The organism is Bacteroides sp. 3_2_5, assembly GCF_000159855.2.
GTDB lineage: Bacteria > Bacteroidota > Bacteroidia > Bacteroidales > Bacteroidaceae > Bacteroides > Bacteroides fragilis.
The window spans coordinates 767,082-788,069 of sequence record NZ_JH636044.1 but is presented as its reverse complement, the minus strand read 5'-3'; the positions used below and the strand labels follow the sequence as shown (position 1 = coordinate 788,069).

16 protein-coding genes and 1 tRNA gene are annotated in these 20,988 nt (G+C 43.2%); 9 read left to right on the top strand and 8 right to left on the bottom strand.

Annotated features, from left to right (window positions below; translation table 11 throughout):
• Positions 1 to 209: 209 nt before the first annotated feature.
• Complete coding sequence (locus BSHG_RS14500; RefSeq protein ID WP_080559906.1) at positions 210 to 3,176, top strand: SusC/RagA family TonB-linked outer membrane protein; 2,967 nt, start codon at positions 210 to 212, stop codon at positions 3,174 to 3,176.
• 11 nt (positions 3,177 to 3,187) lie between these two features.
• The gene (locus tag BSHG_RS14505) at positions 3,188 to 4,783 is read left to right on the top strand and encodes a SusD/RagB family nutrient-binding outer membrane lipoprotein (RefSeq protein WP_008658424.1); all 1,596 of its coding nucleotides are present in this window, start codon (positions 3,188 to 3,190) and stop codon (positions 4,781 to 4,783) included.
• Between the two features lie 103 nt (positions 4,784 to 4,886).
• On the opposite strand, the gene BSHG_RS14510 is transcribed toward BSHG_RS14505, so the two are convergent.
• The 5 genes from BSHG_RS14510 to BSHG_RS14530 form a co-directional block, all read right to left on the bottom strand.
• Positions 4,887 to 5,531, bottom strand: coding sequence for a MarC family protein (locus BSHG_RS14510; protein WP_005778522.1), 645 nt, complete (start codon positions 5,529 to 5,531; stop codon positions 4,887 to 4,889).
• A gap of 56 nt (positions 5,532 to 5,587) precedes the next feature.
• Complete coding sequence (locus tag BSHG_RS14515) at positions 5,588 to 6,280, bottom strand: YjjG family noncanonical pyrimidine nucleotidase (RefSeq protein WP_005784670.1); 693 nt, start codon at positions 6,278 to 6,280, stop codon at positions 5,588 to 5,590.
• A gap of 89 nt (positions 6,281 to 6,369) precedes the next feature.
• A complete protein-coding gene (locus BSHG_RS14520) occupies positions 6,370 to 7,227 on the bottom strand; it encodes a hypothetical protein (protein WP_005784668.1) in 858 nt (285 codons plus the stop codon).
• A 35-nt stretch (positions 7,228 to 7,262) separates the two neighbouring features.
• Positions 7,263 to 7,937, bottom strand: coding sequence for a 16S rRNA (cytidine(1402)-2'-O)-methyltransferase (gene rsmI, locus BSHG_RS14525; RefSeq protein WP_005784666.1), 675 nt, complete (start codon positions 7,935 to 7,937; stop codon positions 7,263 to 7,265).
• Positions 7,938 to 7,956: 19 nt separating this feature from the next.
• Positions 7,957 to 8,796: a hypothetical protein gene (locus tag BSHG_RS14530; protein ID WP_005796354.1), complete on the bottom strand. Its 840-nt coding sequence runs from the start codon at positions 8,794 to 8,796 to the stop codon at positions 7,957 to 7,959.
• A gap of 4 nt (positions 8,797 to 8,800) precedes the next feature.
• Here BSHG_RS14530 and BSHG_RS14535 point away from each other — a divergent pair, with 4 nt between their 5' ends.
• From BSHG_RS14535 to BSHG_RS14545, 3 genes are all read left to right on the top strand, one after another.
• On the top strand, positions 8,801 to 9,400 hold the full coding sequence (locus BSHG_RS14535) for a thymidine kinase (protein WP_005784663.1): 600 nt from the start codon (positions 8,801 to 8,803) through the stop codon (positions 9,398 to 9,400).
• A 62-nt stretch (positions 9,401 to 9,462) separates the two neighbouring features.
• A complete protein-coding gene (locus BSHG_RS14540; protein WP_014298223.1) occupies positions 9,463 to 10,602 on the top strand; it encodes an AI-2E family transporter in 1,140 nt (379 codons plus the stop codon).
• Between the two features lie 94 nt (positions 10,603 to 10,696).
• A tRNA-Lys gene (locus BSHG_RS14545) sits at positions 10,697 to 10,769 on the top strand.
• A gap of 430 nt (positions 10,770 to 11,199) precedes the next feature.
• On the opposite strand, the gene BSHG_RS14550 is transcribed toward BSHG_RS14545, so the two are convergent.
• The gene (locus BSHG_RS14550; protein WP_008658416.1) at positions 11,200 to 12,207 is read right to left on the bottom strand and encodes a helix-turn-helix transcriptional regulator; all 1,008 of its coding nucleotides are present in this window, start codon (positions 12,205 to 12,207) and stop codon (positions 11,200 to 11,202) included.
• Between the two features lie 182 nt (positions 12,208 to 12,389).
• On the opposite strand from BSHG_RS14550, the gene BSHG_RS21430 reads away from it, so the two are divergent.
• The 4 genes from BSHG_RS21430 (at position 12,390) to BSHG_RS14565 (ending at position 16,406) form a co-directional block, all read left to right on the top strand.
• A complete protein-coding gene (locus BSHG_RS21430) occupies positions 12,390 to 12,548 on the top strand; it encodes a hypothetical protein (RefSeq protein WP_005796358.1) in 159 nt (52 codons plus the stop codon).
• Positions 12,538 to 14,877, top strand: coding sequence for a TonB-dependent receptor (locus BSHG_RS14555; RefSeq protein WP_008658415.1), 2,340 nt, complete (start codon positions 12,538 to 12,540; stop codon positions 14,875 to 14,877). Before BSHG_RS21430 ends, BSHG_RS14555 begins: the two co-directional genes overlap by 11 nt.
• A gap of 33 nt (positions 14,878 to 14,910) precedes the next feature.
• Positions 14,911 to 16,134, top strand: a complete 1,224-nt coding sequence (locus BSHG_RS14560; protein WP_008658414.1) for a hypothetical protein — start codon at positions 14,911 to 14,913, stop codon at positions 16,132 to 16,134.
• Positions 16,135 to 16,229: 95 nt separating this feature from the next.
• The gene (locus BSHG_RS14565) at positions 16,230 to 16,406 is read left to right on the top strand and encodes a DUF4250 domain-containing protein (RefSeq protein WP_005784603.1); all 177 of its coding nucleotides are present in this window, start codon (positions 16,230 to 16,232) and stop codon (positions 16,404 to 16,406) included.
• A gap of 195 nt (positions 16,407 to 16,601) precedes the next feature.
• Here BSHG_RS14565 and BSHG_RS14570 read toward each other — a convergent pair whose 3' ends face one another.
• Together BSHG_RS14570 and BSHG_RS14575 are read right to left on the bottom strand one after the other, a co-directional pair.
• Complete coding sequence (locus BSHG_RS14570) at positions 16,602 to 18,182, bottom strand: glycoside hydrolase 43 family protein (RefSeq protein WP_008658413.1); 1,581 nt, start codon at positions 18,180 to 18,182, stop codon at positions 16,602 to 16,604.
• An 11-nt stretch (positions 18,183 to 18,193) separates the two neighbouring features.
• The gene (locus BSHG_RS14575) at positions 18,194 to 20,977 is read right to left on the bottom strand and encodes a beta-galactosidase (protein WP_008658411.1); all 2,784 of its coding nucleotides are present in this window, start codon (positions 20,975 to 20,977) and stop codon (positions 18,194 to 18,196) included.
• Between the last annotated feature and the right edge of the window lie 11 nt (positions 20,978 to 20,988).

Sequence of the window (20,988 nt, the reverse complement as noted above, 5' to 3'; positions counted from 1 at the left end):
CTTATTACTTCTGATAATTAGATTATTACGTAACTTTTATAAGATATATAAAGTGCAACTAATTGAGGTTTTCAGAAAAACAGATCATCTGTAATATGCAGATAATAAGATATTTATTAAATACAGTTTCTTTCTACACTAAGTTCAATCTGAATTTGTAATAATCATATTATAAGATAGTTAGCACATACTACAGTTCTGCAAAGACTTTGCAGATTTCGTACATCGGAATGCAGACTGCTGAGGTAGCAATTGCACCGGTAATCAAAGTGATATTAAAGACTGATGCTAAGGCACTTGACGAAGTTGTAGTAACAGCAATGGGTATCTCAAAAGAGAAAAAAGCGTTAGGATATGCTGTGCAGGATGTTAAAGGAGATAAGCTGACTCAGGCTTCAAGCAGCAACCTTTCCAGCGCTTTGCAAGGTAAGGTTTCAGGAGTGGAAATATCTCCGTCATCAGGTATGCCGGGTGCTTCTTCTAAAATGACTATTCGCGGTTCACGTTCATTTACAGGAGATAATACTCCATTGTACGTAGTAGATGGTATGCCTATCTCATCATCTACTGACTTGGACACTTTCAACTCTGTTACAGGCTCCGACTATGCGAACCGTGCGGTAGATATCGACCCGAATGACATTGAGAGCATCAACATCCTGAAAGGCCAGGCTGCTTCTGCTCTGTATGGTATGCGTGCATCAAACGGTGTGGTAGTAATCACCACCAAGAGCGGTAAAGGCGCACGTAAAGGTAAACCGGAAGTTACAATCAATACAGGTCTTTCATTCGATAAGGTCTCTACCATGCCCGATTTCCAAAAAGAATTCGCACAAGGATTCAACGGTGCTTTTAGCCCGTCTGACTCCCGTTCATGGGGACCTCTGATTTCAGAACTTGCCAATGACCCTAAATATGGTGGTAACACAGACAACAGTTACACTCAGAAATTCGGAAAGCATCAGGGACAATATTATGTAGACCAACGTGCCAAGGCAGGACTGGACCCATGGGCTACTCCCCGTGCATACGACAATGCTAAAGATTTCTTCAATACAGGTGTTACCTGGAACAGCAGTGCAAACGTAGCACAAAGCCTTGATAAAGGAAGTTATTCTTTGTCATTAGGCAGCACTACAGCAAACGGTATTGTACCTTCAACCGGTATGGATCGTTATAATGCAAAACTGACTGCACAAGCTCAACTGAGCAAGAATTGGTCAACTGGTTTCAACGGAAACTTCGTTTATTCTAAAATCAAAAAACAGACCGGTGCCAACAATGGTATCATGGCAACGGTATACGGTGCACCGTCAAGCTATGATTTAGGCGGTATTCCTTCACACATAGACGGAGATCCTTATACTCAAAATACATACCGTTCTACAGGCGGTTTCGACGGTGCTTATTGGGCAGTTGAAAACAACTCTTTTAAAGAACGTACTCAACGTTTCTTCGGAAATGCGTTCGCTAAGTATTCTACCGATTTCGGTACAGAAAATCATAAACTGGATGTAAAATACCAGTTAGGTACCGATGCTTATACCACTAACTATACCGACACATGGGGATATGGACACTCCAACGGAACAGGTAGCATTGAAGAGCAAAGCGTTACAAACAATGAAATAAATTCATTGTTAACTGTTACTTATGACTGGAAAATCACTCCGGAACTTGATTTAAACGTGTTATATGGTAATGAATTAGTCGATAATTCTTCAAAATACAAATACAATCTCGGAAGTAACTTCAATTTCCCGGGATGGAACCATATAGCTAACGCATCAATCTATTCATCTACAGGAACCTATCATCGCGAGCGTACCGTTGGTAATTTTGGTAACATTTCATTAGCATACCGTAACATGTTGTATTTGAATGCAACTGTCCGCAATGATATTGTTTCGTCTATGCCACGCAACAACCGTTCATTCACTTATCCTTCAGTTTCACTCGGTTTCATTTTTACCGAACTGGAAGCATTGAAGAACGATGTTTTGACTTATGGTAAAATCCGTGCTTCTTATGCAGAAGTAGGTCAGGCAGGTACCTATTATCCTTCTTACTATAGAACACCGGTTTACGGCGGCGGATTCTCATCAGGTACTCCTATACAATATCCTATCGGATCAATCAGCTCATATATCCCATACTACAAGATTTATGATCCGAATCTGAAACCCCAAAACACCAAATCATACGAAATCGGTGCAGACTTCAGTTTCTGGAATGGTTTGATCTCACTGAATTACACCTATTCTCGCCAGAATGTGAAAGATCAGATTTTCGAAGTACCCTTGGCTACTTCTACCGGATATAGCGAATTGATCACCAATGGTGGTTCCGTACATACCAATTCACACGAAATCACTTTGAGTGTGAATCCAATTCAGACAAAGAACTTCAACTGGGATTTCGCATTTAACTTCTCAAAAATCGATAACTACGTTGATAAACTGGCGCCCGGTGTATCAAGCATCATGTTAGGAGGTTTTGTTGATCCGCAGGTACGTTTGAGCGCAGGAGACAAATTCCCGGTTATCTATGGTACAAGCTATCAAAGAAACGAGGAAGGCCAGATTGTCGTAGATGAAAACGGTATGCCGACATTAGGTGAAAACAGAGTATTAGGAAATGTATCTCCGGACTTCAGAATGGGCTTCAATACAACATTTGAATTCTACAAATTCCGTCTTTCGGCCGTACTCGATTGGAAACAAGGTGGATGCATGTATGCCGGATCCGTTTCAACACTCGATTATTACGGTGTTACTCAGAAATCAGCAGACTATCGTAAAGCAGATCACTTCTACTTTGAGAAACCGGCCGTTAAACAATTAGCCGACGGTTCTTATGCACCCAACGATATTAAAATCAGCGGTGAAAATGCTTATAACTATTTCGACAGACTGAGTACAATCTCTGAGGCCGGAGTATATGGTTCTTCATTCCTGAAACTACGTGAAATCGCCCTCAGCTATCCGGTACTGAATAAATCTTATTTAGGAGTTACAGTGAATGTCTTTGCACGTAACCTGTTGCTCTGGTCAGAAATGGATAATGGTATTGACCCCGAATCATCACAGGGAAACAACAACATGGCCGGTGCCTTTGAGCGTTTCTCTCTTCCGGGAACATCAAGCTATGGTTTTGGTATTACAGTTAAATTCTAAAAAGGACAAAAATGAAATCAATATTTAATTTATCAAAAGGTATCTTGTCTGTGGCATTGATTTCCGTTGCATTTGCTTCCTGCTCGGAAGACACAATGGACAACATCAATAAAGACAAAGACCATACAACCAGTGTTCCTGCCAAATTCATTTTGGCGGATGTAATCACAGCAACCGCATTTAGCAACATCGGAGGTGACTTTAATACATATTATTCTACTTATGTAGAACATATGGTTGGAGTGGATAACCAATTGGCAAATGCGGAGAAACGTAACGGAGAGCCCTCGGCATCCTCTACTTTTAACAATGTATGGGGTAATTTATACTCTACACTGAAGAATGCACGTATCGCTATTAATATCAGTTCTAATGAAGTCACGGGCAATTATACGACAAAAGGTATCGGTGAAGTATTGGCAGCAATTAATGCCGGACTGATCGCAGACTCATTCGGTGACACTCCTTTCAGCCAGGCTGCCCTTCCCGAATTAGCAAACGGACAACCTCAGTTTCTGACTCCGGAATTAGACAAACAGGAAGCTATTTATACTGCTATTATGGAATATCTGGATACTGCAATTACCGATCTTCCCAAAGGCGATAAAAGTGATGAAATTGGAGAATATGACTTTATATATAAAGGTGATGGCGAGGCATGGCTAAAGCTCGCTTATGGATTGAAAGCACGTTATACAATGCGACTATTAGCCCGTTCCTCCTCAAAAGATGCCGATTTGCAAAAAATTCTGGAATATGTAGACAAATCATATACATCTATTGAAGAACAGGCTGCTTTCTCTATCTATAGTGCAACAAACTTAAATCCTCTATTTGACTTCCAATGGAGTCGCGACGGATTGGCTGCAAGTAAAAGTTACGCTGACAAGCTAATAGAACGCAATGACCCGAGATTACGCCGCATCTTCTGTATCGGACAAGGTAAGTTAACTGAAAACGAAAATGCTGTATCTATCCAAGTTACAGGTGCTGATGATCCGAGATTCCTGATGGCAGACAATGGTACGGCAGAGTCTGTTAAATACGAATATAACACTCCTATCTTCGTATACTCACAAACATGCCCGACCTTACTTATGAGCTATCATGAGTTACTCTTCCTGAAAGCTGAAGCATTAGCTCGGTTAAATAGAAAGGACGAGGCGGCCAATGCTTTAAAAGATGCTGTAATAGCAGCCATTGCAAATGCCGAAACAGGAGTTTCAGCTGCATTCAACGCCCCTACAGTAAAAAGTTATGGAGGTGTTAAAGAAACTACTAAAGCGATTACAGCTACTGAAGCAGAAGAGTATTTCACAAACAATGTAAAACCATTGTTCGATGCCAATCCGGTAAAAGAGGTAATGGTACAGAAATATATTGCATTCCTTGGAGCTTTCGGCGAAACAACAGAATGTTACAACGATGTACGTCGTTTGAAAGCAATGGGTGAAGAGTACATCAAACTAGACAATCCCTATAAATTCCCGCTTCGTGCACCTTATGGAGCAGATGACGTAAGTGCAAACCCGAACGTAGAAGTAGCCTTCGGAAACGGTCAGTATGTATATACCGATCCAGTTTGGTGGGCCGGTGGTAGCCGCTAATTAAAAGAATACTTTCTAAAGTATTGACCCAATCGAAAAGAATGCCCGGATTGCACTATGTAATCCGGGCATTTTATTCCTTAAATAATATCCAATTCTTTATTTAAAGCAGCCCCTCTTTCAAGATACCTACCAATATCGGGTGTAATCCACTAACAAAACACTCGACTGCAATCACCATCAGGATAAGCCCCATCAAACGCATCATCACATTGTTTCCCGTTTCGCCCAACACTTTGACCAATCGGGTAGAAGCGCGCAATATCAGAAAAGTAATAAAATAAATCAAAGCAATAATGCCAATTAGCGTTCCCTTCATCTCAATCGTATGGGCATCTTCCATTAGCACGATAGCATTTGCTATTGCGCCCGGACCACAAAGCATCGGTATGGCAAGTGGAGTAATCGAAATATCATCCGCATAAGTTTTAATCTCTTCGTCTTTCAATTTCATTGGAGTATACCGGGCCTGCAACATATCAAAACCAATCTTAAAAATGATAACCCCACCTGCAATACGGAACCCATTGGTAGAAATACCAAAGAACTTAAAAAGGAATTGTCCTGCAAAAACAAATACCATTAAAGTGATAAACGAAACGAAAGTAGCACGGCGAACAACAGCTTGTCGCTCCTTATCAGTCATACCATGGGTCATGGTCAAAAAGACAGGCATTGTTCCCAAAGGGTTAGTCAACGTAAAGAAAGAGGTAAAACAGAGTAAAGCGAAAGGTAAGAGAGTGTCCATAGTTGTATTTTTATGCGTTCTATATTGAACGCAAAAATACAATATATCTATAAATGTTACAATAGTTCCATCAACTCTTTCAAATCAGTCACTAAATAAGTAGGACGGAACGGAAAATCGGCACGCCCGGACACATTATAATAAGCCTGATGCATCCCTATGCCATTGGCACCTGTAATATCCGCTTCCCAACTATCACCTATCATTAGCGATTCACGCAGTTCGGACTGTGTAGCCGACAAAGCAAAATAAAATATTTCCGGCCAAGGCTTCATCACCCCCAGATCCTCCGAAAGAATTATTTTATTAAAATAGGTATCGATACCTGACGAACGCATCTTGCGGGATTGCAACTCTCTAAAGCCATTTGAAAGAATATATAGATTATATTTGGGTGCCAAATACGAAAGTACCTCTTCTGCATACGGCATTAACCGACTTTTAGTAGGAATGATCGAGAAAAAATCATCAGAATAACGTTTTGCAAGCATTTCATTATCTATACCAACAGCTTGTAAAGGATATAAAAAACGCTGTCGGTTCAGTTCCTCTTTAGTCACCTGTCCGTTTCCGTACTCAACCCACAGCTCCGTATTCCGTCTTTGGTAAAGAGAATAAAAATGAGAGAACGAATCGAAATACTGTCCCAGTCTATATTTGTCATAAACTTCCTCAAACGTATCATACGCATTTTGGGAAAAGGCCCAAAGAGTATCATCCAAATCAAAAAACAGGTTCTTATATTTCATATTAAAGTATCGGGTACAGTTCAAAAAGAAGGCACGGACTACTTGCTGTGCAATCCGTGCCCTTATCAGCTATAATTATTTTATACAATTTACTTAACTTGGATAACCAAATACTTAGATACACTCCAGAATTCTTTCGGGTTTGTGATCTTCAGAGTCAACTGGCCCTTATCATCTTTAACCAGTTCATAAGATTTGGCAGGATGAGTGGTGAGTAACTCAGCACGTTTTGAATATAACTTAATCTCCTTAGTAGTACGGATGTCAATCTGAGTAAAATAATCCTTGTTAAAATCGGCACTTTTCAGCACATCTCCTTTTTCAAGAATCTTCTGAGTCTTAAGTTCCGACTTGGTACCGAACACAAACCATGCGCTATTAATTGCTTTATCCTGCTCAGCTACGGTCTTGGCTTTTGCTTCGTTCTCGGCAGCCAACGATTCTTTATCAGCAGTCAGACCGGTTACAGCGGCATCCAATTCCTGAATACGGATATTCTTAGAAGCCAATTCAGCCTGAAGTTCCTCAATACGTTGAGTTTTGGCAACCAATTCCTGAGTCAAAGACTCAACGGCCTTCTTCAGCTGTGCCGAATTATTCTTACTACTCTTCAACATAGCCTGCAATTTAGCGATCTGTGCCTTGTTCTCTTCCATCTGTTTTGTGATGAATTCGATATCAGATGCTATTTGCTGTTTTGCAGTAGCAGAGTTCTCAGAGATAGTTCCACGAGTCAAATCTACGCGACTCTCGGCTGCATTTATTTTACGGAATCCTTCCTGAACCTCATTGAAAGTACCCATCATTTCATCCAATTCGGCGTTCCTCTGGGTCAACTCCATCAAAAGAGAATCATTTTCTGCCTTCAGGTCTTTACTTCCACCACCCAGGCCGTTACACGAAGCCAACATAGCTGCGCATACTAATAAAATTGCTAACTTTTTCATACGATTACATTTTACGTTTTTAAATGAAGTTATTATTAATCGTCTATTCCTGCAAGTACAATCACAATCTCGCCCCGAGGGTCGGTAGCGGTAAAGTGTTCTATCAGTTCACTCAAAGTGCCGCGAACCGTTTCTTCGTGAATCTTTGAAATCTCACGAGATACAGACACTTGGCGCTCAGGCCCGAAATATTCGGCAAACTGTGTCAACGTCTTCAACAAACGATGGGGTGATTCATAAAATACCATCGTCCTGTGTTCATCTACCAGTGATTTTAACTTTGTCATGCGCCCCTTCTTCTGAGGCAAAAAGCCTTCGAAACAAAATTTCTCGTTTGGCAATCCCGACGCAACCAATGCCGGAACAAAAGCTGTAGCACCCGGCAAACATTGCACCTCGATACCGTTACGTACACATTCACGAACCACAAGAAAGCCCGGATCAGAGATTCCCGGCGTTCCAGCATCCGAAATCAAAGCGATTGTTTCGCCTGCCTTTATTCTATTAACAACACTCTCCACCGTTTTATGTTCATTAAACTTATGGTGGGATTGCATTACATTTTTAATTTCAAAGTGTTTCAGCAAGATTCCGGAAGTACGGGTATCTTCAGCCAGAATCAAGTCGGCCTCCTTCAGAACTTTAATAGCTCTGAATGTCATATCCTCCAAATTTCCGACCGGTGTCGGTACCACATATAGTTTTCCCATATCTCTCTTCAAATATTCATTATATAAAATGTTTCCTGAGAAGCTCTACAAAATCATTCATAGCTTCATTTTCTTCATCGACCTTGATCTTTGAAGACAGAAAAACAAGAGCTGCATCCAATGAACTCATTTCACCAATCTGATGCAACACATTATTCATCTGTTCCATACTTCCTCCGAACAATTCACGGGAGAAGCGAAACGAATCATTCAAGCTGATCGAACGACGCAAATCACCTGCAGTTTTGATACGTTCGGCCAAGATGGGTGAAGAAGCCACTCTAGTCTCAACTTTCACAGTCGGTTCCTCTGATTGTGGAACCGATACCGATTCGAATACTTCTTCTTTTTCATCAGCCACAGGATCAAGTTCCACAGTAGGTACCTGTTCGATAACCGCTTCAGACAAACTCAACGGCCCAGGCTCGACTGCCTCCTGGGAGTCTTCTGCTACTGCGGCTTCTTCGTTTTCTTCTGGAATGTCAGCCACAGTTTCTTTTAAAGCCGGGATTTCCACAACCTCTATTGTTTCCGTTACAGGTCTGTTCTCCGGACTTTCAGAAGCGTCGGCCGCTATCACAGGCTTTGCATCCAACAGCTCCAATAATGCATCCAGTCGTCCTCGCATTTGCACAATATTTCTTCGTGCCACTCCGCGCAAAACGGAATCCGGTTCGCGTGAAATGATTTCCATCAGGTACTTAAGCTCCTGAATATCCAGCTCTATGTCGTTCAGCAATGCTTGCATATCTACATCTGAATTTCTCTTTGAATGACTTGGCAAATGTAGAAATAAATAATGAAAAAACACTGAGAAGCCAATAAAACTATTACTTTTGCAAGCAATTATAACATACATCAGCATGGTATTATTTTCAGAAGATCATATACAAGAGACTAGAAGAAGAGGAAGAATCGAAGTAATTTGCGGCTCTATGTTTTCCGGAAAAACGGAAGAGTTGATTCGCCGCATGAAGCGGGCTAAGTTCGCTCGTCAACGTGTAGAGATATTCAAACCTGCCATTGACACCCGCTATTCGGAAGGCGACGTTGTTTCACACGACAGTAATTCCATTTCCTCCACACCCATTGACTCTTCTGCAAGCATTTTGCTCTTTACATCCGAAATAGATGTAGTAGGCATCGACGAGGCACAGTTCTTCGACAGTGGATTGATAGATGTATGCAATCAACTGGCCAATAACGGAGTGCGTGTCATTATAGCCGGATTGGACATGGATTTCAAAGGAGTTCCTTTTGGCCCGATGCCCGCTCTATGCGCTATTGCCGACGAAGTTTCGAAAGTACATGCCATCTGCGTGAAATGCGGACAGTTGGCTTCTTTTTCACACCGTACCGTAAAGAATGACAAACAAGTTTTACTGGGGGAAACAGCCCAATACGAGCCGCTCTGTCGGGAATGTTACCAACGCGCTTTACAAGAAGATCGAGAAAAATCATAAGGACCTCACGGCAGTAAAGCCAAGTCATACCGATGAGGTCGCACATCAAATATCAGGTTATCATGGAAAGGAAAAAAATTACATTTGATAGTTTCATACGCGGTTCTATCTGCTGTGCGCTCATTGTGGGATTACTCATACTTTTTAAAAGGCTCAGCGGTGTATTGCTACCTTTTTTCGTAGCATGGCTCATCGCTTATATGATTTACCCACTCGTCAAATTCTTCCAGTACAAATTACGTTTCAAAAGTAGAATCATTTCTATTTTCTGCGCGTTGTTCAGTATTACCATAGTGGGTATTTCCCTTTTCTATCTGCTGGTGCCTCCCATGCTTGCCGAAATGGGACGCATGAACGATCTACTGGTAACCTATCTGACCAATGGTACCTACAGTTCCGGCACTGTCCCTCCTACTCTTTCGGAGTTTATCCACAAGCACATTGACCTTCAGGCACTCAACCGTATCCTGAGTGAAGAGAATATAATGAATACCATTAAAGAAACGGTCCCTAAGCTCTGGGCCCTTGTCGCGGAATCCATCAATATCCTGTTTAGTGTCTTTGCTTCTTTCATTATTCTATTATATGTAGTTTTTATTCTGCTCGACTATGAGTCTATAGCCGAAGGCTGGCTACACTTGCTTCCGGGTAAATACCGTACTTTCGCTTCCAATCTGGTGAATGATATTCAGGATGGCATGAACCGTTATTTCCGTGGGCAAGCCTTTGTTGCTTTTTGTGTAGGGATTTTGTTCAGCATTGGATTCCTGATCATTGATTTCCCGATGGCCATTGCTTTAGGGCTATTTATCGGAGCACTCAATATGGTACCCTACCTACAAATCATCGGTTTCCTGCCCACCATCGTACTTGCCATCCTTAAGGCTGCTGATACCGGTGAAAACTTCTGGGTAATTCTGGCAGGTGCTCTTATTGTATTCATCGTTGTCCAGGCCATTCAAGACGGTTTCCTTGTCCCTCGAATTATGGGAAAGATCACAGGACTCAACCCTGCTATTATTCTCTTATCCCTTTCCATTTGGGGATCTTTACTCGGAATGCTAGGTATGATCATAGCACTCCCACTCACCACTTTGATGTTGTCCTATTATCAGCGTTTCATTATCAACAAAGAAAAAATAAAATATGACAGGCACGAAGTCACTGATAATCAATCAGCAGAGGAAAATACTAAAAAATAAATGAAACTTTTTTCATCCAAAAGCTTGCAAATATAAAAAAAGTCACTACCTTTGCACCCGCAATCAGGAAATAACTGATACGCAAATAAGGATTGATTCGCTAGCTCAGCAGGTAGAGCACAACACTTTTAATGTTGGGGTCCTGGGTTCGAGCCCCAGGCGGATCACTGAGAACAAAAGAAAATTCAATCAAATCCCTGATAATCAAGCATTATCAGGGATTTCTTTTTTCTGGTAGGTGGCAGAAAATAGCCGTTTCAAGCATATTATCGGTGGATAAAATCAAAATTAAGACTTGCAGCAATCTGATTTTCAAAATATTACAAAAAACAACAACAGTACCTTTTAGGTATTTTCCAATCTCACCGGAACTCTAAACAAATTGCACGAAAATCAACAAAAAGATTTCAGTATCCATAAAGGAAATAGAGAAACTGATCTCCGAAAAGGAAACAGTAGTGGAATATCCTCTTTTCAGTCCGGACAAATAACAGTTCTTATAGACGAACTTTACCACAACTTATGTGATAGACCTCAGCCTACGGAGAAAATATCGCAAAGAATAACAAATGTGAAGGAGGAGTTGAGACAGCCTATTCAAGAACCGGACAATCGGCTACATCTGTATTCCAAAGGAGTAAGTCCGAACTTTCGCTTGAAAGCAGTAGAGAAATGAGCATGATATTCATAACCGACACACGCCCCAATCTCCTGTATCGTCTTACTGCTGTCCAATAGATAGCGACAAGCCATCTTCATGCGATACTCAAAGATGTGACCAAATACGGTTGTACCAAATACTGTCTTAAATCCTCGCTTAAGCGTACATTCATTGGTACCCACCCGCAATGCCAGCTGGTGAAGTGACGGAGGATTTAGATATTCCTGCTCAATAATGGCCCTAGCATGATGAATTTTATCACATGTTATCCCGATAGTACATGAGCAATGAAGATAATTTTCTTCTTCCTGCCCGGCCAGAAAAAGTGAAAGGATCTCCCGTATCTTAGCATCTGCATACATAGATGCCATATTGCCATTGAGTTGTGAAAGTCTGATATCGTGCAACGCTTTATAAACACCCGGACCAAACGGACGATTTTTCCGGTACGCCCTGTACAGACCATTACAAAGGACGGTTTCAAAATCTTTACCGCCCAGCAAATCGGGATAGTGTATGGCAAGTTCACGGAGATAATCATGTGACAGCATGATTTCCATCATATGGAATGGCGTGTTTTTAGGAAAGTGAACACAAGAGTCTACCCCGTCACATTTTAACAAATTGGCATCTCCTTTATTCCACTCCTCACTTCGGATTACAGAGTTATAACAACAGGTAGCATGTCCTGCAAAAGTGGCACAAAACCAAACGGCATGATAGTCGTCAGCCCGAGTATATATTTTAATAGGTTCTTCACTGGATATATGTTGATCCATAATCGAAAACAACGGAGTAGATATCTCTTCAAATGTCGCTTTCAAATACGTATTGTCAATCCGGTAGTTATTTTTTTCCGTCCGTTTTCCTTTTACGATGTTCGGCATGGGCCATTCCAACACCATTTCACACAAATCATGTTTCATTAACCGAGTAACCATCATTATTCCTTTAAGTTAAAGTCAAGTTCCTTTTCGCGTAAGCAGTAAAAGCCGATAAGGCTCTACTTTTGTCCCCAATTGGAGAACTGATACAAAATTACGATAACCCATACATCGGTACAATCCCCATTAATAGGTAAATTACAGTAAATCATAAACATCAACCCAAAACATAAAAACTAAATATGAAAGTAAATTTATCCGGAGTTCCCGAAACTCTGTTTATCACCTTACGGGTACAGGCTGCCGAAACCGCCAAGCCTAACAGTAGCACCAGGGCCCCTTATACCATTGAAGTTCGACCGACATTTATCGAAATAAGGAGAGAAAGCCATGAAATATAGGATACTTGTTTTAACCGCCATCCTGTTTACCGCATGCAACTTACTTCATGCACAAGTGCAGACAGGAAAATTAAGCGGAGTCATCATAGATGCCAATAATGAAGAAACACTGGTGGGGGCCAATATATACGTAGAGTCACTGAAAAAAGGGACTTCCACCGATAAGAACGGTGAATTTTCAATAGAAGTCCCTGCGGGACACTATCGAATTGTTATCTCCTATATGGGATATCGTACCCGACAAGAAGAGGTCAGAATCTCCGAATTGAAAACCAAGAAGTTAGTGATTCGTCTAGAACCGGAAACTCAGTCGTTGGGTGAAGTTGTCGTCACAGCCAAAAGCGAAGCCCGCCAACTGCGCGAACAGGCTATGCCCATGTCAGTGATAAGTATGCAACAGTTGCAGGGAACTGTCAGTAATGTTCAGGATGTTCTGTCGAAAACGGTGGGTGTAACTATCCGCAACACAGGAGGGGTAGGCAGTTCATCCCGTGTTTCCGTACGTGGGTTAGAGGGAAAACGCATCGGCTTTTTCATAGACGGTAGCCCGATGAATGACAATTCAGACTTCATCGATATCAATGACATACCTGTAGACATGATCGACCGAATCGAAATCTACAAAGGAGTGGTACCGGCCAGGTTTGGCGGCTCTTCTGTGGGGGGAGCCGTAAATATTGTCATCAGAGAGTATCCGCCTAAATACCTCGATGCCAGTTACAGTATCGAAAGTTTTAACACACACAAACTTTCGTTAGTAACCAAACGCAACATCGCTACCAAAGGATTAGAATTCGGAGGCGGAGGATTTTATACTTACTCTGACAATAACTACAAGATGGAATCTCCTTTTGAAGAAGGGCTTATCATTAAGCGCAACCATGACAAATTCAAGAAACTGGCTGTTGCAGGTAGCCTGAAGGCTCGTAAATGGTGGTTCGATTTAGTAGAGTTCGAACCTGTCTTTATACACACTTTCAAAGAGATACAAGGTATTGAATATAATATTGAGAAAGCCCACACTTACTCAGACGCCTTCATTTTCGCCAACAAACTGGAAAAAGAAAACTTCCTGACAGAAGGGCTCGATATGGAATCGAATCTGGCCTATGCCTACACGGTATTCCACATGGTGGATACCGCTGCTTACCGATACAACTGGGACGGTACGACTTATCCTGCTGTATCCGAATATGGAGGAGAGATAGGCAAATGGGCCTCGAATGCCAGAAACGAGAAACACACCATCACCCACAAGTTGCATCTGAACTATGTGATCAATAATAATCATTCTATCAACTTGAACTCACTGTTCAGTTTCGCATCCGGACACCCGAAAGATGACCTGAAAAATAAAGTTGTTGGTTATAAAACCAATTTCAGAAGTACGATGGCAAGCTGGATTGCCGGACTGGGATACGATTTCCGCACCGACAATGATATCTTCCTGAATTCGCTCAACGTGAAATATTATATGTATGGTATGAATACTCACATGAGCAGTATCATGTCTTCGGAAGCCGAGAAAGTGGATATGTTGAAACGGGATTTTGGCATCAGCAACGCTCTACGCTATAGATTTACTCCGGATTTCATGGGTAAACTCTCGGTAGGATATGACGTACGCCTGCCGGCCGAAAGCGAACTTTTGGGTGACGGATATACAGTCGCCCCTTCCGGAAACCTGCTTCCTGAACGCAATACAAGCGTAAACCTGGGTTTTCTTTTAGACCGCACCGGAAAGGATGCCAGCAACTTACAGGTAGAAGTAAATACCTTCTATGGATATCTTGAGAATATGATCCGGTTTACAGGAGGATATCTCCAGTCTCAATATCAAAACTTCGGAAAAATGCGTACCCTTGGAGTTGAAGTAGAGGTCAAGGCGGACTTGACTCATTGGCTTTACGGCTACTGCAACATGACCTACCAGGACTTACGGGATGTGCGGAAATTTGAACCGAATACCCATATAACCAACCCGACCAAAGGTAGTCGGATGCCTAACATTCCCTACCTTCTGGCAAATGCCGGACTAGAATATCATAAAGAGAATCTGTTCGGAGGCAAGGGACAGAACACCCGTATCTTTACAGACGGTTCTTTTGTTGAAGAATATTTCTACGATTTTGAACAAAGCCGGTTTCAGGAACGGAGAATTCCACGCACCTTCTCGGCCAATATCGGAATAGAACACAGCTTTATGAACGGACGGTTCATCATTTCGGCACGAATGAATAATCTGACTGATGCCCGAATGATGTCTGAGTTCAATCGTCCCCTACCCGGACGTAACTGGGAAGTAAGGTTAAGATATGTATTGAAATGAAACAAGATTATTTATTTTAAAAACCCAAAAACTATGAAGATTAGAAATTTGATGCTGGCACTTGCCGGCACTGCACTCGTATTTTCTGCATGCGAAAAAGATCCGAACCCTAAAGTCCCGACCACCGATGCCAACATCGCTCTGGCAACCATCCTGCCCAATCCCGACGGAATGACAGGAGCAGCTTACCTGCAACTGATCCGTGACGAGTTTCCACAAAATACAAATAACAACAACGGAATTCCCATTCCGTACGGAGGATCATACCCGATTATCGAAGGGAACGATATTTTCGTTTTTCCGGGATACATGGGCGATAGCAAGAACGAGTTAGTGAAATATACACGGAACAACGGGCAGCTGTCAAGAACGGGAACAATGAAATTGCCACCCAACTCTTCCGCCACCAATATCGTTTTTGCGTCTACCGGCAAAGCTTATCTATCCATGGCAGGATTAGGCAAGATCGCTATCTTCGATCCCACTACCATGACACAGCAAGGAGAGATAGACCTGACTTCATTAGGAGTATCCGACAGCAATCCGGATCCATCCGCCATGTTACTGCGCGACGGACTCCTATTCGTAGGCCTCAGCCAGATGGTGGGTGGATGGATTCCCCCACAGGATCGCCCGTACAGCGACATTGCCATCATTGACACCCAAACGGATAAGTTGCTGAAAATGATAACAGACAAGACCAGCGGCATCTCTATGCCAACCCGCCCAATCGACCGCTATTCCATCTTCATGGACGAGAAGAAAGACATCTACATTTCGTGTATGGGAGGCTTTGGTATGGTCAAAGGGCATAATGCCGGAGTTATGCGTATCAAAGCCGGAGAAACGGAGTTCGACCCGACTTATCAATGGACAATCACAGGAGCCGCCATCGGCGGAGAAGAAAAGACTGCCGGATTTATCTCCGCCATCCGGTATGTAGGTAATGGAAAAGCGTATGCTTACATCAATATGCCGGGTTACTACAAACCGGGAGAACAAGGACACACAGCCATCGCCGATCTTGCAGTGGAAATAGATCTGTACAATAAAACCATGAAAAAAGTGCAAGGACTTGACTTGTCCAACGGTTTCGGGGTTATGCTTTCCCTTTATAAAGGGAGTATGTTGATAGGTAACTCATCGGCTAAAGCAAAAGGTATCTACTCACTGGATATACAGACAGGTGAAGTGTCTAAAGAACCGATACTGACCACGGTAGGCAATCCGATATTATGTTACTATTTTGAAAAATAAGGATAGTCACCTTTGGATGATTTTAAGAAAGAAGTGCTCTTGCAGGATACACAGAGTTACCGTATCTTTGCAGCCGTTTTAAAAAAAGAATAATTATGGAACTTCCTGAAGATCCGATGATGCTGTTTAGCGTCATCAACATGAAACTTCGCGATTGCTATGCATCGCTCGACGAACTCTGTGAAGATATGAATATCAGCAAGGACATACTGATCGGAAAACTGGAATCGATCGGGTTCGAATACAATGCCGAACAAAATAAGTTCTGGTAAATGTGCCATATACCTGAAATCGCCACAGATTGAAAGTATGTCGAAACTCGCACTCATCACAGCTTACACGGATTTATACTAATAAATATCATTAGCTATCAATAGGTTAAATTCGTTCTGTGGAACTCTATGTTACTCTGCAATGAGTTTCGGCACACTCCCAATCTATGGCGAAAAGGTTATCCCCGCCTTTTATTATTTATTGGTGAAACGGAACCAATTAAAATCGGCATATCCGTCTTCTCCCACTTTCTCCTTACTAAAATTGAATAAGGCAAAACGATTGGCAGTCCAGACCAGCCCAAGCCCCATACTAAGTTCATTACCGATGGGAAGGAAATACTTGCCATCGGTACTGTAATAGAAAACGGCACGGAAACCTACATCCATCACACGGGCACGTATCCATATTTTGTTCCCTTCAAAACGATCGATTGTTTCAATCGTTTGACCATCATTACACATTACAATTTTCTTTTCACCATTAGTCTGCTCTACAGCCACATAGGCATAGGGGAATTCAAATACACCGAAACCGGCTACATTTCCGTCTTTCAGTCCGGAGACATCCAGTTCGACTGTTGCTTCGGAAGAAGGTCCCTGTACCCTCTGGGTCAATGTATTGCGGGCTGTCTTCAACGATTCGGCATACGAGGCTTTCAGTCGCATATGTCCTTTCCGTTCCTTCAGGGACCAACGGCTATTGTCCGGATTATGGTTCCACTGCCATTGAAGTCCGAGCGAAGATGTATTGAATTCATCCGTTGTGGCAGGAGAAGCGAACGGATAGGTCTTTCCGACCTCAGGTTTCGGATAGGTAATAATGTCTTTACCACCACTGCCAAGCATCGGCCATCCATCTACCCATTTCACCGGTACCAAATGAGGTACACGCCCGATAGGGCCTCTGTCTTGCATGATAATAAACCACCAGTCACCATTCTTCAACTGCACCATTCCCCCCTGATGCAAACCGTTGGGAGGATAAGAACCGGAATCATTCATGATCAGTTTATGTTCGTAGGGTCCATAGATGTTATCGGAACGCAGACATATTTGCCAGCCTTCGGTTCCACCGGTCGGACAAGTGAGATAATACTTCCCGTTGATCTTATAAGCATGGGCACCTTCCATGCCATAGCCTCCTCCGAATTCATGGGCATTCTTAAATCGCTTATCCCATATCTTCACTTTCTCTCCCTTCACAGATTTAGCATCGGAAGCCAGCTCTGTAACATACAGTGTCCCTTGTCCGTGGAAAACATATACTTTGCCATCGTCATCGAACAGTAATCCCGGATCATACAGGTATTCCGGAAAGATAGTCCGTTCCCAAGGGCCTTTCACATCATCGGCAATGCAAATGGAAAAGTGCCCGGGGCCCTCTCCTTCCCAAGAAGGAGTGCAAAAGCCAACATAGAATTTACCGTTATGATGACGGATAGTGGCAGCCCATGATCCACGCAGATAACGATCGCCCCCCTTCAAATCATAGCGTGCATCTTCATCGTATCGGTCGACAGCATATCCTGCCATCTTCCAATTCACCAAATCTTTCGATGTGGCAATGGGACAACCGGGAACATAATGCATACTTGTGGAGACAAAATAGAAGTCATCGCCCACCCGGATCACATCCGGATCAGGCCAGTCACCCCACATAATAGGATTAGTAAACGTCCCATTTCCATTATCCGGATTCCAGACCGGAGCTTGTGCATGGATGCTACATAAAGGCAACATCCATGCAATCAATACATACAAATATTTTTTCATGACAGCTCTTATTATTCCATACATTCGACATCCTCTGTATAAGGAGCCACCTCAGCACCAAACAGGCAGGCACCTTTCGTTTCGGACTGACGTAATCCAAGTATTATCACATTCTTTTCTCCGGCACGTAACCAACACTCCGGAAGATAGAACTCTCGTTGCGGCCCCTCTTCCCAATAGCGTCCGATATTGTGTCCGTTCAACCACATATATCCCGTTCCGGTAGCATTTACAATCAGCTTCCAGGGAATCCATACCGAAGGATTTTTCCGGGGCATATTGAATTCGAGACGATACCAGGTAAGCAATGCATCCCGTCCGCCATCGACTGTTCCGGTTAGCTCTCCTTTACGCACCAAAGGATAATCGGCTGATAACTTCACAACAGACCAGCCCTCTGTGCTTCCCGTTCCCAAATTCCAGTCCTGACAGATTCCTCCGAGATCGGTGGAAACTTCCCAGTTCAGCTTCTTGATCACCTCGAACTCCTGTTTTAAACGGACTCCCTTGAGCAGACCACCTGCCCCGCTCCGGTTACTCACCACCATAGCTATCTCATTATCGCCCTCGTGAATGAAAGGGGCCACATTGATTACATAAGGTTTATCCCACTCTTCGTGCGTACCTACTTCCACACCATTCACCCATAAGGTTCCGGCATCATCTATACAACCAAATTCAAGGACAGTCATCCCTTCACGAATCATTTCTGGTGTCCAGCGGATACATGTACGATAGACGGCACAACCGGCTTTCTCCTGTAAAATCCAGGCAGCAGGCCATTTCGGTTTCTCCAATCCGGCAATTTGCAAGGTAGCCAGGTTATCAATCGTTTGCTGATCGAGCAGAATTTTTTCCCACCCCGCATCTTCAGCAAATACAGCGGGCATCAAACGGGGCTCGTCCGTTCCGACAGATTTTACAAACCATTCTTCAATAGGCTGAATACCTGTCTGCCTGCGTCCGAAACCGGCCTGCTTGACTCCGCTTAATTCCTCCATCGGACGGTATCCGTGAGCATGCCCCCGGTTCTCGTAAATGGCAATGATCTCGTTAACGCCTTTGTGTAAAAGCCCGGATACGATAAAAGTATTGTCCAGCTCGTCCTTCGATACACGCTCAGCAAATTCCCCATTCACGCGGACGTAAACAGGATCACCGGTGAAGAGTTCAAAAACCAGCGAACCATAGCGGTCAACTTCTTTCTGGGTAAGATTCACCTGACTACGATACATTGAATAACGGCAATCATTGACTCCCAACTCGGGAAGAGATTTACCTTTACGCAACGGTATCCAGTCTCCACGAAAGTCTTCGTCTTTCCGCCAGACATCTGTAATAGTGATAGGTAAAGGTAAAGCGACCGGACGTTCCGGCAAAGTTTGTTCACGCGGATACCACTCCACCGTATCAGTTCCGGCGTGCACCACCAGCAACTTACTATCCAAAGCTGCCAACTGACAATCTATCCTCATGGGTTTCCCTTCAACAGTCAAATTGACTAATTGACGGAATGCCTGTTTTTTATCACGATTCAACAGAAAGACAAACAAAGTTCCGTCGGCAGCCCGGCGAATCCCAATAGTCAGGTTATCGGCTCCTTGCACATCGAACCGGACAGGCCGGCTTCTGACAAGCAGTCCCCCGAACTTATCGACCACCTCACCAATTCCTTTCACTGCAGCGTATTTCTCACCGACCCCTCCGTTTTCCTTTAGCGGAGCTCCATAATCATAAGTAGTAGTCATACGACGGGCTCCCCATCCGGCAAAATGAGTACCGCCAAAGAACATATAATAATTCAATCCGGTAGAACCACCCGCCATAGCCATCAAGGCCATCCCCCGGGCATGACGTCCGTCCAGATAACTGTCTTCACTCAGACGCCCACCGACGGTAGAGAACCAGCCACCTTGCAACTCGCACACAAATGCAGGTGCATTGGATTGTTCGGCCTTTAACTTCTCTATACGTGATTTAGCCTCGTGCATATTCCACCATACATATTGATTATCCATGTCAAACAGCTGGCTGATCACCGGATCATGAGAACCGCGCACTTCGGGAGTCACACAAGTAAAAAGAGGGACATCAATGCCATTTCGGATGCAAGCATCCGAAAGTACCCGCAGAAATTCTTCCTTTTTCTCGGACTCCATATCAAAGTAAATGTATTCATTCTCCAATTGTACCATTATGATACCCTTCTCACCCGGTTGCTTACGAGTGAGTTGTTCCTCACTAAATACCCGGCAAACAGCATTGTACCAATGCTCCGACCATTTCATGTGCTCAGGATGGTTGCTCCGAAGCCAGAAACTGGTATCATAGCTGTCCGGGCAAAATTTGGCAAGCCAGCGCGGATAAGCACCACCGGCCCACTCGGCACAAATAAAAGGACCGGGACGAACAATGGTATACAATCCGAACTCTTCATGTGCCATATGCAGCCATGCTTTCAGATCATCAAAATTGCATTGCGAATAGTCGTCCACACTCTTCGGCATATTCCGTTCATGCCAATTCCAGGGGACATAGGTTTCCACAGTATTGAATCCGGCTTCTTTTATCTTCCGGAAGCGGTCACGCCACAATTCCTGCGGGCAACGGAAGTAATGGAACGCAGCACTGAGTATAAAAATATCCTTTCCTTCGATAGTAAAACAATCTTTATCATATTTCACCCGGTCGGGATGGAAAAATTGCTTCTCCGGCAAGGTCTGTGCCTCCACAGCGAAATGTACTATCATTCCTAACAGAATGGATAGAGTCAAACTTCGATAATTCATATTCATTACTTTTTTCA